The organism is Paludibacterium sp. (assembly GCF_019232825.1).
GTDB lineage: Bacteria > Pseudomonadota > Gammaproteobacteria > Burkholderiales > Chromobacteriaceae > Paludibacterium.
The window spans coordinates 1-16,168 of the sequence record NZ_JAFAND010000077.1 but is presented as its reverse complement, the minus strand read 5'-3'; the positions used below and the strand labels follow the sequence as shown (position 1 = coordinate 16,168).

Genomic DNA, 16,168 nt, shown 5'->3' with positions numbered 1-16,168 from the left:
GGAAGGCATGGGACATACATGCCGTTCACCAGGAGAAATATCATGTCCCCGATGCATTCCCGCGCACTGCTGTGGCAGGGCGCGCGCGATACGCTGCCGATGATGGTCGGCGCCGCGCCGTTTGGCCTTATCTTCGGCACCTTCGCGCTGGCCATGGGGCTGACGCCGGTCACCGCGCTGGCGATGTCCGTGCTGGTATTTGCCGGCTCATCACAATTTATCGCCGTCAATTTGGTCGGTGCCGGCGCCGCGCTGCCGGTGATCTGGCTCACCACGTTCGTGGTCAACCTGCGTCATATGCTCTACAGCGCCACCTTACTGCCCCACGCCCGAGGCTGGCCGCTCGCTTGGCGCGCGCCGTTGGCCTTCTGGCTCACCGATGAAACCTTCGCCGTGGTGGAGCATCGGCTGCGCACACGCGGCGCGGCCGGCGGCCAATGGTATTGGCTCGGCTCCTCGCTCGCCATGTACGGCAACTGGCTGCTGTGGACGTTGGTCGGCGTGCTGCTTGGTCGCGCCGTGCCCAACCTGGCGCATTGGGGTCTGGACTTCGCCATGGTCGGCACCTTCGCGGCGATCCTCGCGCCGCAATTGAAACGCTTCCCCTATCTGGCCGCGGCCGTGGCCGCCGGCTCGGTCGCGTTATGGACGCACGGCCTGCCGTACAAGCTGGATCTGATGGTGGCGGCCGCGGCGGGGATCGCGGCCGGTATGGTCTGTCAAACCGGGGAGAACGCGCGATGACGACGTGGTGGATGATGCTCGGCATGGTGGCCGTCACCCAGGCCGCGCGCATGAGCTTTCTGGTTTTCGGCGACAAAATCGCCTTCCCCGCCTGGCTCAACCGCGCACTGCACTTCGTGCCGGTGGCGGTGCTCACGGCGCTGATCGTGCCCATGGCGCTGGCGCCGCAAGGCCATATCGACGTCTCGCCGCGCAACGCCTATCTCGTCGGCACGCTGGTGGCGCTTGCCGTCGCGCTGCCGCGCGGCAAGACACTGCCGGCGATCGTGGCGAGCTTCGTCGTCTACGGTGTGATGCGCGGACTGGGTTGAGCGCATCACACCGCTCACCCCGCCAGCCGGAAGCGCGACACCGATTGGCGTAGCGAGGCCGCCAGATCGTCGAGCGACTTCACCGCGCCGTGCGCGGTATGCACCGAGGCGGACGAGGCCTCGACCATCTGCGCGATGCGCTCGACGTTCTGCGCCACGCTATTGCTGGCGGCGGTCTGCTGCGACGTCGCCACGGCCACGCCGCGCACTTTTTCCAGGCTTTCCGCCATGCCTTCGGCGATCGCCCTGAGCGACGACGCCACTTCTTCCACCATGCCGGCGCCATCCAGGACACGCGGTCCCACCTCGCCCATGCTGGTCACGACGCGGCCGGTCTCGCTTTGAATATCGCCGATCATGCCGGCGATCTGATCGGTCGCCTGCGTGGTGCGTTCGGCAAGCTTGCGCACTTCGTCCGCCACCACGGCGAATCCCCGCCCCATTTCGCCGGCACGGGCCGCCTCGATGGCGGCGTTCAATGCCAATAGATTGGTTTGATCGGCGATCTCCTTGATCACGTTGGCGATATTGCCGATCTGATTGCTGCGTTCGAGCAAGCCGCCCACTTGGGCCGAGGCGATATCCATCTGGCTCGCCACCTGCTTGATGTTGTCAGCGGCACGGCGCGCCAGCTGGTCGCCTTCGGTGGCGCGCTGGCTGACCGAGTCGGCCATGCGCTCGGTTTCGCGCGCGCTATTGGAGATATGCTGAATACTGACCGACAGTTGCTCGATGGCCGAAGCGGTTGCGCTCGTGGCGTCGGAAGACTGCCGCGATGCCTGGGTGATGGCTTCCATCTGCCCCGACAATTGCGTCGCGCCGCCACTCAAGCCGCCGGCGGCATGCTGGATTTGTTCGATCATCTGGCGCAGGCCCGCTTGCATGCTGGCCATGGCGCCGAGCAAACTTTCCCGGCCATGGCGATCCGGCAGCGGCCGGGCGAGGTCGCCATCGGCGATCGCTTGCGCCGCCTCGGCGGCAAACGCGGGCTCGCCGCCGATCTGACGGTAGATGCGCCGGCTCATCATCACGGCAAGACTCGTCACCAGCAACACGATCACCGCGCCCATACCGACGAAGCGCCACACCATCGACCAAAACGCGCTGTCGATATCGTCGGCCCATACGCCGAAGCCAATGATCCACTCCCAGCCGGCAACATGCGTCACGCCCGTCATCTTAGAGACCCACTCCTCGGTGCCGGGACGTTTGGTCGGCTCGATGAAATAGGCGAAGTCGCTGCCGGCCAGCCCGTCGAGGTATTTCTGCCAGTTGGTCTTGCCATTGGGCAGGATCTTGCCGTAATCGACCTTGCCGATCACGCGCGGATCGGGGTGCACCAAACCGAGCGCCCCGACAGTACGCGCCCAGAGATAGCTTTTCTTGCCGTCGCGCAGCTTGGACAGCGCCTCAAGCGCCTGCGCCTGGGCCTGCGCTTCGCTCAACTTGCCGCTTTGCGCCAGTGCCTGGTAAGCGAACACCTGCTGTCGCGCCAAGTTCAACACGGCATGAATTTCTTCCTGGCGATCCGCCAGCATGGTTTGCCGCAACTGCTGCACGGCGAACGCGGCGAGCAGCAATAGCCCCGCCACGGCGACGATGACAAGCACGGTCAGTCTTGTGTGGAGTTTCATCCTTAGCCTCCGGATAGTGTCATGGCCAAACGGCGCGACAGAAGCGGCCGGCCCCGCCATAAGACGGGGCCGGCCGACGGGTCGATGCGAAGGTTTAGAAGCAGACCTTCATGCCCAAGCCGAACACCGACAGGCGGTTGCCCGGGGCCAAGACGGCCGAGGACGAGCCCACGCCGGAGGTGTACAGCGGCGTGTTGGCGAAATCGACGTTGGCCATGGCGTTGTTCTTGATGCGCGCGTAGTAGCTCAGCAACTGAGTCGACTTGGACAGGTTGTACACCCCACCCAGCACCCACTCGGTCGCCTGGTAGGCATCCGGCGTGGCAGTGTTGCTCAGGCTGCCGAGTTTGCTGTAGGACAGCTTGACGGTAGCCGGGCCGATGTCTTGCGCCGCAGCCACGGTCCAGCCGGTTTGACCCATGGCGCTACTGCCGGCCACGCCGTATTCGCCGTGTTCGACCCCTGCGCCCACATAGGTGCCGCTGGCGAATTTATAGGAGGCGACCAGCTTGGTGAAGGTCACGTCTTGGCCATTGCTGTAAGCCAAGCCGTTGCTGACCGAGCCGGTGCCGTTGACGCCGGCGAAGTAACCCAGATAACCGCCGGTGTTGTAGGTGCGGTCCCAACCGGCGCCGATTTGCAGCGCTTGCCAGGTGTAGGCCGCCGCCAACGACAAGTGGTTGCGCGCGCCGGTCTGCGTGCTGGTCTGGTTTTCGCCGTAACCGTAGGAAATACCGCCCTGCAAGCCGTTCCAGCTCGGGGAGGTATAGTTGATCGAGTTCTTCAAGCGTGCTTCGCCGCGGCTGAAGATCGCCGCCACGTTGGTGGTGGTGCCATCGATGTCGGCCGCGGTATCGCCCATGACGTTGACGCCGCCGTTGGTCAAGCGCTTATAGGCCGAATCGTAGTAGCCCATCTGGAAGGTCCCCCAGACCGGGCTCGCCAAACCGACGAAGGTGTTGCGCGTGGCGAAGGTGGCGCTGGAGCCGGCATCGTTGGTGCCGCCCTGCTCGAAGTACTTCAGGCTGTTTTCCACCTGCCAGATCGTTTGCAGGCCGTTGCCCAGATCCTCGGTGCCCTTGAAGCCGATACGCGAGTTGTTGTCCGCTACCCGGGTTTGCGTCGGGTAGGTGGTTGTGCCGCCGGTGGCGGAAGCCGATTCGACCGATGCGCTCATGACGCCATAGATGGTCGTCGAGTCCGCGAATGCCCACTGTGTAGCCAATGCCGCGCCGAGCGCGACAAGGAGCGTTTTCTTTTGCATGACGCTGTCTCCAAATTAGGTATCTTTGGTCCTGGGGCCTGCTGGTAGAGTGGTCAGGCCAGTAGACCTGCGGCAACAGTATCACCATTGCGGCGCGGCGCAAGCATGTAGACGCCCGCGCCGAGGCAAACAACCCTATGGATGTTGTGGAATTACAACGATCGGATCAGCCCGCCGCCTTGAACAGGCTTTGGTAAACATGGCGCAAATGGGCCTGCATGGCCTTTTTGGCATCCTTGCCGTCGCGCGCCTGAATGGCCTCGACGATCTTGATGTGGTCGCGCGCCATATCCTCGGAGATATCGCGCCCGGCGTAATAGGTTTCGAAATGCATGAAGATCGGGCTGTAGCGTTTATTCCACAGATACTCGGTCAGTTCGCGCAGCACCGGGTTGCCGGTCATGTCGCCCAAGAGCATATGAAAGCGCTTGTCCAGATCATGGAATTCGATATTGTCCGCCGTTTCGTGCTGCATATCCTCCATGATGCCGGCAAGCTCCTCGCGCTGGTCATCGCTGGCGTTTAGCGCTGCAAGGCACGCGATCTCGCCCTCGATCACCTCGCGCGCCTTGAGTAGCTCGACCACACCCGCCTCGTCGCCCACGCTAGGCGTGTCCGACGGCAGCGCTTCTTTGACGAACACGCCGTTGCCGGTGCGAATCTCCACCCAGCCGGAAATTTCCAGCACGATCAAAGCTTCGCGCACCGAAGAACGGCTGACGCCCATCTGCTTGGACAAATCGCGCTCGGACGGCAGCGCTTGGCCAGGAACGAATTGCCCGGAACGGATACGATCGATGAGCAGATTAGAAATCTTTTGATACAAACGTTCCGATTTGAGGGTCGGCAATTCCATGGAAACTCCACGTGGATACGCTTGAAAGCGGTTGGCAGCGCACAAGTATGCCAAGAAACCGGCTTAACCGTCGATCTTCATTTCGTCAGCAGGTTTTTTGATCTAGCTTAAGGAGATCCCCTTGTCGGTTCCCATTTGTTAGGTCTATGATCCGCTCAACTGGTCTGACCACTAGGCCACTACGCCAGCAGACCACATCAGGAGACATCATGAGCATTCTGGGTTTGGGAGAAATCCTGTTACGCCTCAGCCCGCCCGACCTGGGCACGTTGACGGCGACCCGCCAGTTGGACGTCCACGTCGGTGGCTGCGAGGCCAATACCTTGGCCACCCTGGCCGGGCTCGGCGTGCCGACGCGCATGCTCTCGGCGGTGCCGCAGCACGCGCTGGGCGACCTGGCGCTCGCCGCGCTGCGCGCCAGCGGCATGGACACCGCATTCATTCAGCGGCTGCCGCACCGTCTCGGCACCTACTATTGCGAAAACGGCTTCGATGCCCGCCCCAGCCGCGTGGTGTACGACCGCGCCGATTCCGCCATCAACTACCTGCGCCAGGAAACGCTCGATCTGGACACGCTCTTTGCCGGCCAACGCTGGTTCTACGTCTCCGGCATCACGCTGGCATTATCCGACGCGGTGCGCGAACTGGCGTTTTTCCTGGCCGCCGCCGCGCGTGAGCGTGGCGTCAAAATCGCCTTCGACGTCAACTACCGCTCCAAGCTGTGGGATTACGACAGCGCGCGGCCGGTGCTGGCCCGCTTCGCCCAGGAAGCGGACCTGCTGCTGGCCGGCGCGGCCGACATGACGGGACTCTTTGGACTCGCCCCGCGCGAAGACAGCCCGGCGGCGCTATTCGACAGCTGGCGCCAATGGCGCGACCGCGTCGGCCCGCGCTACTTTGCCGCGACGCGCCGTCTGGTATTCAGCCATAACCACCATCGCTACCAAGGCTGCTGCATGGCGCCGGACGGCAGCACCGGCGTCTCGCGCGAATACGACCTGCACATTTTGGAACGGGTCGGCGGCGGCGACGCCTTCAGCGCCGGCGCGCTGTACGCGGTGCTGCAGCAGCAAAGCGCGCAACAATGCGCCGACTTCGCCACCGCCTGCGCCGTGCTCAAGCACTCGCTGCCCGGCGATCACGCGCTGATGCGCGCGGAAGACATTCTGCAACTGGCCAGCCGCAATAGCGCGGTCATGCAGCGCTAAACAGAGATTCAACACGGTCGCGCCTGGCGCGGCCGATATCGACAGGAGCAACACATGAAGATGACGTTTCGCTGGTATGGCGATGACGATCCGGTAACACTCGCCTACATCCGCCAGATCCCGGGGATGACCGGCATCGTCTCGGCGCTGTACGACGTTCCGGTCGGCGAAGTTTGGCCGGTCGACAAAATCCAAGCCCTCAAGGACAAGGTCAACGCCCACGGCCTGGCGCTGGATGTGATCGAGAGCGTGCCGGTGCACGAAGACATCAAGCTCGGCAAACCGACGAGCGCGCGCCTGATCGCCAATTACTGCCAAAGCATCCGCAATCTGGCGGCCTGCGGCATCAAGGTGATCTGCTACAACTTCATGCCGGTATTCGACTGGACCCGCACCACGCTGGCGATGGAATTGCCGGACGGTTCGACCACGCTCGCCTTTAGCACCGAGGAGGTGGAACGCATCGACGTGAGCCAAGGCATTTCGCTACCCGGCTGGGACAGCAGCTATCGCCCGGAAGAGCTGAAAGCCCTGCTGGCCGAATACGCCCAGGTCGGCGAAGCGCAGTTGTGGGACAACCTGACGGTGTTCCTCAAGCAGATCATCCCGGTGGCGGCCGAAGTCGGCATCCGCATGGCCATCCACCCGGACGATCCGCCGCGCCCCATCTTCGGACTGCCGCGTATCGTCAAGAACCGCGAGGACCTGGCGCGGCTGTTGGCCATCGTCGACCACCCGGCCAACGGCTTGACGCTGTGTTCCGGCTCGCTCGGCGCGGATTGCCACAACGACATCGTCGCCATGGTGCGCGAATTCGCCGGCCAAGGACGCATCCATTTCGCCCACCTGCGCAACGTCAAGACCAATGAAGACGGCGATTTCTTCGAAACCGGCCACCGCTCGGACGATGGCTCGCTCGACATGGGCGCGATCGTGCGCGCCTATTATGAGGCCGGCTTCGACGGCTACGCTCGGCCCGACCATGGCCGCATGATCTGGGGCGAGACCGGCAAGCCGGGCTATGGCCTGTACGATCGGGCGCTCGGCGCGGTTTACCTCAATGGCCTGTGGGAAGGCATCGCCAAGGCCAAGCAAGGAGAATGAAGATGAAACTTCCGTTCCAAATCGATCTGAAGGGCCGCGTGGCGGTCGTAACCGGCGCCGGCGGCGTGCTGTGCAGCGAGCTGGCCGGGGCGCTGGCGCATAGCGGCGCCGCCGTGGCGCTGCTGGACCTGAACGGCGAGGCCGCCGAAGCTGCCGCCGCCAAACTGCGCGAGCAGGGTTGCCAAGCGATCGGCATCGCCGCCGACGTGCTCAGCCGCGCCTCGCTGGAAGCGGCGGCGGAACAAGTGAAACAAGTGCTCGGCCCGTGCGATCTATTGCTCAACGGCGCCGGCGGCAACCATCCGAAGGGCACCACCACCAAGGAGTGGCTGGAACCCAACGATCTGGACGATCCGGAACTGACCACCTTCTTCGACCTCGACCCCAAGGGCGTCGAATTCGTCTTCAACCTCAATTTCCTCGGCACCTTGCTGCCGACGCAGATCTTCGCCAAGCAAATGCTCGGCCGGCCCCACGCCAGCATCATCAACATCTCGTCGATGAACGCCTTCTGCCCGCTGACCAAGATTCCGGCCTATAGCGGCGCCAAGGCGGCGGTGAGCAACTTCACCCAGTGGCTGGCCGTGCACTTCTCGCGCGTCGGCATCCGCGTCAACGCGCTGGCGCCGGGCTTTTTCCTGACGCAGCAGAACCACAAGCTGCTGATCGACGAAGCCACCGGCGATTACACCGCCCGCGCGCACAAGATCATCGCCCACACCCCGATGCAGCGTTTCGGCAAGACCGAGGAGCTGATCGGCACGCTGTTGTGGCTGGTCTGCGACGATGCATCGAGCTTCGTCAACGGCGTGGTGGTGCCGATCGACGGCGGGTTTGCCGCCTACTCCGGCGTTTAACGCCGGGAGACAGGAGAGCACTGACATGACCGACTTCATGAACGATGATTTTCTGCTCGACACAAACGTTGCGCGCCGGCTGTATCACGAGGTGGCCGCCGACTTGCCGATCATCGACTACCACTCCCATCTGCAACAAAAGGAAATCGCGGCGCGCAAGCGTTTCGCCGACATCACCGAGTTGTGGCTGGGCGGCGATCATTACAAATGGCGGCTGATGCGCTCGGCCGGCGTCGCCGAAACCCAGATCACCGGCCCGGCCGCCGCGCGCGACAAATTCCTGGCGTTCTGCCGGGTGCTGCCGCAAGCGATCGGCAATCCGATCTACCACTGGAGTCATCTGGAGCTGCGCCGTATTTTCGGCCTGCAGGACACGATCAACGCCGAATCGGCGCCGCGGCTGTGGGACGAGCTCAACGCGCGCTTGGCCGGCATGGACAGCTGGCGTTTCCTGGAACAGGCCAAGGTGGAAATCGCCTGCACCACCGACGACCCGGCCGACGATCTGGCCGACCACGCCCGCATCGCCGAGATGCCGCTCAAGACGCGCGTGCTGCCGGCCTACCGTCCGGACAAGGCGATGCGCGTCAACGACGACGGCTTCATCGACTATCTGCAACGACTGGGCGCGGCCGCCGACGTCGCAATCGATTCGTTCGCCAACCTGATCGAGGCGCTGGCGCGCCGCATCGCGTTCTTCCATGACCGTGGCGCCCGCATCAGCGACCACGCCGTCGATATCGCCTTGCCGGCCGCCGTGCCGACCGACGCGACGCTGGCGCGCCTGTTCGCCGACCGGCTGGCCGGCCGCAAGCTCGATACCGTGGAACTAGGCCAATACCTGGCCGGTCTGCTCGCGCACCTCGGCCGGCACTATGCCCGCCACGATTGGGCGATGTGCCTGCACATCGGCGCGCAGCGCAACAACAACCGCCGCCAATTCGCCCACCTCGGCGCCGATACCGGCTACGACTCGATTTCCGATATGAGCTGCAGCGCCGGCATCGCCGCGCTGTTGGATGCGCTCGATAGCGAGGGCGCGCTGCCCAAGACCATGCTGTTCTGCCTCAACCCGTCGATGAACGCCATCCTCTCGACCATGCTCGGCAACTTCCAGGACGGCTCGATCGCCGGGAAGCTGCAGTTCGGTCCGGCCTGGTGGTTCAACGATCACCGCGACGGCAATCTGGAGCAGATCCGCACCCTGGCCTGTCATGGCGTGCTCGGCACCTTTGTCGGCATGGTCACCGACTCGCGCAGCTTCGCATCCTATCCGCGTCACGATTATTTCCGCCGCCTGCTGTGCCGCCAACTCGGCCAATGGGTGGAAGGCGGGGAATACCCCGCGTCGGAAAGCGCCTTGGCCGACATCGTGCAAGGCATCTGCTACCGCAACGCCAAGCAATACTTCGGATTTTAATCCGCCTGACCGCGGCGCCCCCGGCGCCGCGCGGCGGGGAGACGACACACAATACGACACAGACAGGTTCGGTCAGGGAGAGACCGGACCACGGAGAGAAGACAATGAAGATCAAAGGATTACGCTGGTGGATGATCAGCTTGGTCACCTTAGGCACCGTGCTCAACTATCTGGCACGCAACTCGCTGGCCGTCGCGGCGCCCAGACTCATCACCGACCTGCACATCAGCACGCAGCAGTATTCGTACGTGGTGGCGGCCTTCCAGGCCTGTTACATGTTCATGCAACCGGTAGCTGGCTACGTGGTCGACTTCCTCGGCACCAAAATCGGCTTTGCCCTGTTCGCCGTATGCTGGTCCGCCGCTAACCTGCTGCACGGTTTTGCCAGCGGCTGGCTGTCGCTGGCCTTCTTCCGCGGCTTGTTGGGCGTGACCGAGTCGGCGGTGATTCCGGCTGGGCTGAAAGCCTCTTCCGAGTGGTTCCCGGCCAAGGAACGTTCGATCGCCACCGGTTGGTTCAATGTCGGCTCCTCGATCGGCGGCTTGATCGCGCCGCCGCTGGTGGTATGGTGCATCCTGCACTCCGGCTGGCAAAGCGCGTTCATCGTTACCGGTAGCATCGGTTTCATCTGGGCCGCGGTCTGGCTCAAGTTTTACAAGCACCCGCGCGATCAGAAAGCGCTATCCGACGAGGAGCGCCAATACATCCTTTCCGGTCAGGAAGAACAGCACAAGGACGACAGCTATAACAAGCCGTCCTGGCGTGAAATCGTCGGCTGCCGCCAATTCTGGGGCATCGCCATTCCGCGCTTTCTGGCGGAACCGGCCTGGCAGACGTTCAACTTCTGGATTCCGTTGTACATGATGACCGTGCATCACATGAACCTGAAGCAGATCGCCATCTTCGCCTGGATGCCGTTCCTGGCGGCCGATATGGGCTGCATTGTCGGCGGCTACCTGCCGGCGTTCTATCTGAAGTACTTCAAGGTCGACCTCATCACCTCGCGCAAACTGGTTGTGGTCATGGGCGGCCTCATGATGATCGGGCCGGGCCTGCTCGGTTTGGTCAGCAGTCCTTACGTCGCCATCGCGCTGTTCTGTCTCGGCGGCTTTGCGCACCAATCGCTGTCCGGCGCATTGATCACGCTGTCATCCGACGTGTTCGGCAAGAAGGAAGTCGCCACCGCCAACGGTTTGACCGGCATGTCCGCATGGCTCGGCGCGACCATTTTCACGCTGATTTCCGGCGCCTTGCTCAAAACCGTCGGCTACGGTCCGTTGTTCGTCTGCCTCGCCGCTTTCGATGTCATCGGCGCCATCGTGGTATGGAACGTACTGCTCAACCGCCCGGCACATCTGGGCGTGAACAAAAGCGCGGAACAGCTCGAACCGGCTGGCGGCGCCCTGTAACCCCCGGCCGGGCCGGTGGCCCGGCCTCAACTGATTTAGGTATCGACATGTTGACTCTCGAACACTACTCCATGGGCGTCGGCGACCGCTTCGCCCATCAGGCAAAGGCCCAGCTCTCCGCGCTGATCGCAGGCCGCACATTGGGCATCGACGTGGTCCCGGTCTGGAACAAGTCGTTCCGCGAGCACGACATCGTGCACTCGCAACCGGCCTCCGTCCGCGCCGCCGCCGACGCGGCGGTCAAGGCGATGGGCTGGCAGCAACCCTATCACGTCGATGCCGACCACATCCGCCTAAGCACCGTCGACGGCTTCATCGACAGCAGCGACTTCTTCACGCTCGACGTGGCCGAGGCCATTGGCCAGCCGGCCGATCCGGCGCGCGTGGCCGCCTTCATCGGCCGCCACCCCGAACTCGTGGGCGAACTGACCGTCGCCGGTCTGGCCGACAAGCTGACCCTCGATCACCCGGAACTGCACCGTATCGTGTCGCAGTATCTGGCGCCGATCGAAGAAGCCCAGGCCATTTACCAGCGCATCCTCAGCCGGCGCGAAGCAGGCAGCTTCATCGTCGAGGTGTCGATGGACGAGGTCGATACCCCGCAAACACCGCTGGAACTGTTGGTGATCCTGGTATTGATCGCCGACCTGGGTATTCCGGCGCAAACCATCGCCCCGCGCTTCTCCGGCCGCTTCAACAAGGGCGTCAACTATGTCGGCGACCCGTCGGCGTTCGAGCGCGAATTCCGCGCCGACATCGCGGTCATCGCCCACGTGGTGCAACGCTATGACCTGCCGGAAAACCTGAAGCTGTCTGTGCACTCCGGCAGCGACAAATTCTCCATCTACGAACCGATCCGCCGCGCACTGGCCGATACCGGCGCCGGGCTGCACCTCAAGACCGCCGGCACCACCTGGCTCGAGGAGCTGATCGGCCTGGCCGAAGCCGGCGGCGAAGGGCTGGAGGTGGCCAAGACCGTCTACCGCGAAGCCTGGCATCGCCGCGAGGCGCTGTGCGCGCCCTACGCCAGCGTGATCGACATCGACCCCGCCCGCCTGCCGCACCCGAGCGAAGTGGACGAATGGCGTGCCGACGCGTTCGTGGCGGCCCTGCGTCACATCCCGGACGAACCGCGCTACAACGCCGACCTGCGCCAGCTGCTGCACGTCGGCTACAAGGTGGCCGCCGAGCTGGGTGATCGCTATCTGAATGCCTTGGCCGCCAACGAAGCCAGCATCGCCCGCAATGTGACGGAAAACATTCTCCAGCGCCACCTGCTACGCGTGTTCCCCACGCGCGGCTGATCCCCCTGGGCCCGGCCGATATGGCCGGGCTTTTTTGATTGCCTTTAGACGGAACCTCCCCCATGCATCGCACGCGCAAAGCCAAAATCGTCGCCACGCTCGGCCCGGCCACGCCGGACCTGGCCAGCATCCGCGCCCTGTTCGACGCCGGCGTCGACGTATTTCGCCTCAACTTCAGTCACGGCAGCCATGACGACCATAAAGCGCGCGTCGATTGGCTGCGGAAGATCGAGCGCGACAGCGGCCGCCCGGTCGGCATTCTGCTTGACCTGCAAGGCCCGAAACTGCGCATCGGCACCTTCGGCGCCGGACCGATCACCCTCGCCGCCGGCCAGACGTTCCAACTCGATCTGCGCCGCGACGAGCCCGGCGACGCGCACCGCGTCGCCCTGCCCCACCCGGAAATCTTCGCCGCGCTGAAGCCGGGCAGCCATCTGCTGCTCGATGACGGCAAGATCCGCCTGAAGGTGACGCAATGCGACAAAGCGCACGCCGTGACGGAAGTGGTCACCGGCGGACCGCTGTCGGACCGCAAAGGCGTCAATGTGCCCGACGTGGTGCTGTCGCTGTCGGCCATGACGGAAAAGGACCGCGCCGACTTGGCGTTCGGCCTCAAACTGGAAGTGGATTGGGTGGCGCTGTCGTTCGTGCAACGGCCGGAAGATATCCACGAAATCCGGCAGATCGTGCAAGACCGTGCCGGCATCGTGGCCAAGCTGGAAAAACCGTCGGCCATCGCCCACTTGGATGACATCGTCGAGGCCGCCGATGCGGTCATGGTGGCGCGCGGCGATCTGGGGGTGGAAATGCCGGCCGAGCAAGTGCCGTCGATTCAAAAGCGCATCGTGCGGCAATGCCGGCGGCGCGGCCGCCCGGTGATCGTCGCCACCCAGATGCTGGACTCGATGGTGGCCGCGCCGGTGCCGACCCGGGCGGAAGCCTCGGACGTCGCCACCGCGATCTACGACGGCGCCGATGCCGTGATGCTATCGGCCGAATCGGCCTCGGGCCGTTATCCGGTGGAAGCCGTGGCCATCATGGACCGCATCATTCATCAAACCGAATCCGACCCCTACTACCGCGAAGCCATCGACGCCTCGCGCACGCCGCCGGCCAACGCCAGCGCCGACGCCATCGGCCGCGCGTTGAGCGCCGTGACCGGCATTCTCAGCGCGCAAGCCACCGTCGCTTACACCACCACCGGCCATTCGGCGCTGCACATGGCGCGCGAGCGCCCGCACGCGCCGATCATCGGCATGACGCCGCGTCTCGCCACCGCGCGTAAGTTGGGATTGGTCTGGGGCATTCACGCCCTGCTGACCCACGATGTGGCCGACGTCACCGAAATGACCGACTTCGCCTGCCGCGCGGCCAAGCATGAAGGCTTCGCCAACAGCGGCGACACGGTGGTGATTACCGCCGGGCTGCCGTTCGGCACCCCGGGGGCGACCAACCTGCTGCGCATCGCCACGGTCGAGTAGCCGTTTACTGGCGCATGCCCACCGCCATGCGGTTGAAGGTATTCATCAACGCGATGGCGAAGGTCAAATCGGAGATTTCCTTGGCCGAGAAATGCGCCGTCAGCGGCGTATAATCCGCGTCCGCAGCGTGGGAAACTGGCAGCAATGTCAGGGATTCGGCCCACTGCAGCGCGGCGCGCTCCCTTTCGCTGAAGCGTTGGCTGGCATGCCAGCCGGCCAACGCATCCAGCTTCGCCTGCGGCACATCGCGGCCGCGCAATGCCGCGTTGTGCATCTCCAAACAATAACTGCAGCCGTTTATCTGCGACACGCGCAGGTAAACGAGCTCGATCAGTGCCGCGCCCAGCGGGCTCTGCGCCAATGCCTGCTTGGTTTGCACAAGCCCGGCAAGGGCATCCGGTGACAGGGTGAAATAAGCTTGACGTAATGTGCTCATGGCATTTCCTTCTTGGCGGTTATGAATTCACGCCGCCAAGATATCTCATTACGTTTTTCGAAAATACGGCTAAAATTTCATAATTAAATTGCAAATATGAAATGATGCTCGACGATTTATCCCTCTTCGTCTGTATTGTGGAAAGCGGCAGCCTGAACGCAGCCGCCGGCAAGCTCGGCATGCCGGCGGCCACACTGACGCGGCGACTGCAAAAACTGGAGCAGGCCTTGGGTTGCCGGCTGCTGCACCGTAGCGCGCGGCGAATGCAGCCGACAGGGGAGGGATGGCAATACTTCGAACGTTGCCGGCCATTGCTCGCCTCGCTGCAGCAGGCGACCGCATCGCTGGACGCGGAACTGAACCGTCCTGCCGGCGCCGTGCGCGTGTTGGCGCCGATCACGCTTGCCGGCGTGTTGTACCGCGAGGCATGGGGCAGCTTTCTCAGCCGTTATCCGGATATTCAATTGGAACTGCGTTTGGCGAATGAGCGCGAGGACCTGCTGGCGCTAGGCGCCGATTTGGCGCTCAGGGTGGGAGAGCTGCCCGACTCGCAACTCGGTCAGCGGCTGCTGGGATGGGGACATACCATGCTGGTGGCGTCGCCCGGCTATCTCGCCCGGGCGCCGAAGCTGCAAACGCCCAACGATCTGGCCCGACAGACCTTGCTCATCGCCGAGCCGATGCACACCTGGCGACTGCGGCACGATAACGGCGAGACGATGACGTTGCGCCCGGACGGTCAAGTCCGGTTGCGCGTCAATGATATGGCCTTGGCCGTCGAGATGGCCCAGGCGGGCCACGGCATTCTCTATTGCCCGGTCACCGCCGCGCTGTCCGCGCTTGAGACGGGACAACTGTGCAACCCGCTACCGTTGTGGCAGGGCGCCGCATTGCCGATCTATGCGCTATGGCCGCCGCAACGCACGTTGCCGGCACGGGTCCGCGTCCTGCTCGACCACTTGCTGGCTTTTTCCGCCGCCCATCCTCGTTTGGCCAAGCCGTCCCATTGAGCCGGTTAGCCGTTAAACGGCGCCGCCAAAAACGCCGGCAGCGCTTCGGCTTGTTCGCTCCAGCGCGCCAGCGCCGGATAGCGTTGCCAATCGAACTGCGCAGGTAGCATCTCGCGCGCGAAACGCCAGGCCACCGCGGCGGCAATGCCGGCCTGGTCGAGCGCGTCGGGATTCGGACGCCGCGTGGCAATTTCCGTCTCCAATAACGCGAACGCGGCCGCGGCTTGTTCGACGATACGCTCGATCCAACTGCCCAGCTGTTTATCAGCCGGCCGCAGATTCAACTCGTAAACGATCTGCACGCTCTTTTCCATCGCCACCAGCGCCAGCCCCACCGCGCGCAGCGCATGCCGCCGCGCCGCCAAATCGGCCGGCAGCAAATCCTTGCCGGTCTCGGCGGCGATATAGTCCAAAATCAACGTCGACTCCATCAGCACCGTGCCATCGTCGCACACGAGCGTCGGCGCCTTGATCACCGGGTTGATTTGGCGGAACAGGTCCATTTGGCGAAAAACCGAAATCGAGCGGTGTTCGAACGAATAGTGCAGCTGGTGCAGCGTAATGGCGACGCGGCGAACATATGGCGAATCGAGCATGCCGATCAATTGCATGGCAGTTCCTCCCGGTGGTGCGATGTTAGGGACCCTCTGAACAAGTTATTTGCCGCCGCGTTTGGTCAACAACAGGCCGAATGCAAGGCGCGCGACGCCGGTCGCAGTCATTCTGCGATGCCAAGGAGCGCAACGCCGTCAGGCGGCCTGTTGTTGGCCAAACCCTTCGGGGCGGCGCCTGGCGGTCGGTCTGCTTTGTTGCGCGGCTTGTGGATGGAGTGACCATCCACTGCGCCCCGCGCCGCGCATCCCATCCCGCCAGGGGCCGCCGCAGGGGCAAATAACTTGTTCAGAGGGTCCCTAGAGCGCTTTTGCGAATTTCCGTGACCACGCGGCGGTAATCCTCGAGATTTCCGCACAACATCGTCCGTGCGTTGCCGTTGCTATCCCAAACGGTCCGTTGCAACCGCAAGCGCAATTGGCTTTCGCGCGCGCTGCCGGCAGGCCGGATGCTAAGCAGCAGCTCGGTGGTTTGATGGTCCGGCTTGCCCGGCAATGGCAGTTTCATCTTCAGCAGGC

The 16,168-nt window shown here is 63.8% G+C and carries 16 protein-coding genes; 10 read left to right on the top strand and 6 right to left on the bottom strand.

Annotated features, from left to right (window positions below):
• Positions 1 to 42: 42 nt before the first annotated feature.
• A complete protein-coding gene (locus JOZ06_RS09915; protein ID WP_293231943.1) occupies positions 43 to 744 on the top strand; it encodes an AzlC family ABC transporter permease in 702 nt (233 codons plus the stop codon).
• Positions 741 to 1,055, top strand: coding sequence for an AzlD domain-containing protein (locus JOZ06_RS09910; protein WP_293231941.1), 315 nt, complete (start codon positions 741 to 743; stop codon positions 1,053 to 1,055). The genes JOZ06_RS09915 and JOZ06_RS09910 overlap by 4 nt, the downstream gene beginning before the upstream one ends.
• Positions 1,056 to 1,069: 14 nt before the next feature.
• Here JOZ06_RS09910 and JOZ06_RS09905 read toward each other — a convergent pair whose 3' ends face one another.
• The 3 genes from JOZ06_RS09905 to JOZ06_RS09895 form a co-directional block, all read right to left on the bottom strand.
• Positions 1,070 to 2,689, bottom strand: coding sequence for a methyl-accepting chemotaxis protein (locus JOZ06_RS09905; RefSeq protein ID WP_293231939.1), 1,620 nt, complete (start codon positions 2,687 to 2,689; stop codon positions 1,070 to 1,072).
• A 94-nt stretch (positions 2,690 to 2,783) separates the two neighbouring features.
• Positions 2,784 to 3,953, bottom strand: a complete 1,170-nt coding sequence (locus tag JOZ06_RS09900) for a porin (protein WP_293231937.1) — start codon at positions 3,951 to 3,953, stop codon at positions 2,784 to 2,786.
• A gap of 166 nt (positions 3,954 to 4,119) precedes the next feature.
• The gene (locus tag JOZ06_RS09895) at positions 4,120 to 4,809 is read right to left on the bottom strand and encodes a FadR/GntR family transcriptional regulator (RefSeq protein WP_293231935.1); all 690 of its coding nucleotides are present in this window, start codon (positions 4,807 to 4,809) and stop codon (positions 4,120 to 4,122) included.
• A 209-nt stretch (positions 4,810 to 5,018) separates the two neighbouring features.
• Here JOZ06_RS09895 and JOZ06_RS09890 point away from each other — a divergent pair, with 209 nt between their 5' ends.
• From JOZ06_RS09890 to pyk, 7 genes are all read left to right on the top strand, one after another.
• Positions 5,019 to 6,017: a sugar kinase gene (locus tag JOZ06_RS09890; RefSeq protein ID WP_293231933.1), complete on the top strand. Its 999-nt coding sequence runs from the start codon at positions 5,019 to 5,021 to the stop codon at positions 6,015 to 6,017.
• Positions 6,018 to 6,071: 54 nt separating this feature from the next.
• On the top strand, positions 6,072 to 7,121 hold the full coding sequence (uxuA, locus tag JOZ06_RS09885) for a mannonate dehydratase (protein ID WP_293231931.1): 1,050 nt from the start codon (positions 6,072 to 6,074) through the stop codon (positions 7,119 to 7,121).
• 2 nt (positions 7,122 to 7,123) lie between these two features.
• On the top strand, positions 7,124 to 7,978 hold the full coding sequence (locus JOZ06_RS09880) for an SDR family oxidoreductase (RefSeq protein WP_293231929.1): 855 nt from the start codon (positions 7,124 to 7,126) through the stop codon (positions 7,976 to 7,978).
• A 25-nt stretch (positions 7,979 to 8,003) separates the two neighbouring features.
• A complete protein-coding gene (gene uxaC / locus JOZ06_RS09875) occupies positions 8,004 to 9,398 on the top strand; it encodes a glucuronate isomerase (protein WP_293231927.1) in 1,395 nt (464 codons plus the stop codon).
• A 104-nt stretch (positions 9,399 to 9,502) separates the two neighbouring features.
• A complete protein-coding gene (locus JOZ06_RS09870) occupies positions 9,503 to 10,807 on the top strand; it encodes an MFS transporter (RefSeq protein WP_293231925.1) in 1,305 nt (434 codons plus the stop codon).
• Positions 10,808 to 10,854: 47 nt separating this feature from the next.
• A complete protein-coding gene (locus JOZ06_RS09865; protein WP_293231923.1) occupies positions 10,855 to 12,111 on the top strand; it encodes a tagaturonate epimerase family protein in 1,257 nt (418 codons plus the stop codon).
• Positions 12,112 to 12,173: 62 nt separating this feature from the next.
• Positions 12,174 to 13,592, top strand: coding sequence for a pyruvate kinase (gene pyk, locus JOZ06_RS09860; RefSeq protein ID WP_293231921.1), 1,419 nt, complete (start codon positions 12,174 to 12,176; stop codon positions 13,590 to 13,592).
• A 4-nt stretch (positions 13,593 to 13,596) separates the two neighbouring features.
• On the opposite strand, the gene JOZ06_RS09855 is transcribed toward pyk, so the two are convergent.
• A complete protein-coding gene (locus JOZ06_RS09855) occupies positions 13,597 to 14,028 on the bottom strand; it encodes a carboxymuconolactone decarboxylase family protein (RefSeq protein WP_293231920.1) in 432 nt (143 codons plus the stop codon).
• 101 nt (positions 14,029 to 14,129) lie between these two features.
• Between JOZ06_RS09855 and JOZ06_RS09850 the strand changes: the two genes are divergently transcribed.
• Positions 14,130 to 15,038 (top strand): LysR family transcriptional regulator, encoded by a 909-nt coding sequence (locus JOZ06_RS09850; protein WP_293231918.1) that lies wholly within the window; start codon positions 14,130 to 14,132, stop codon positions 15,036 to 15,038.
• 5 nt (positions 15,039 to 15,043) lie between these two features.
• Here the strand turns inward: JOZ06_RS09850 and JOZ06_RS09845 are convergent, their stop codons facing one another.
• Complete coding sequence (locus JOZ06_RS09845; RefSeq protein ID WP_293231916.1) at positions 15,044 to 15,649, bottom strand: glutathione S-transferase; 606 nt, start codon at positions 15,647 to 15,649, stop codon at positions 15,044 to 15,046.
• 289 nt (positions 15,650 to 15,938) lie between these two features.
• Positions 15,939 to 16,168 (bottom strand): hypothetical protein (locus JOZ06_RS09840; protein ID WP_293231914.1); only part of this gene is annotated, 230 nt, incomplete at its 5' end.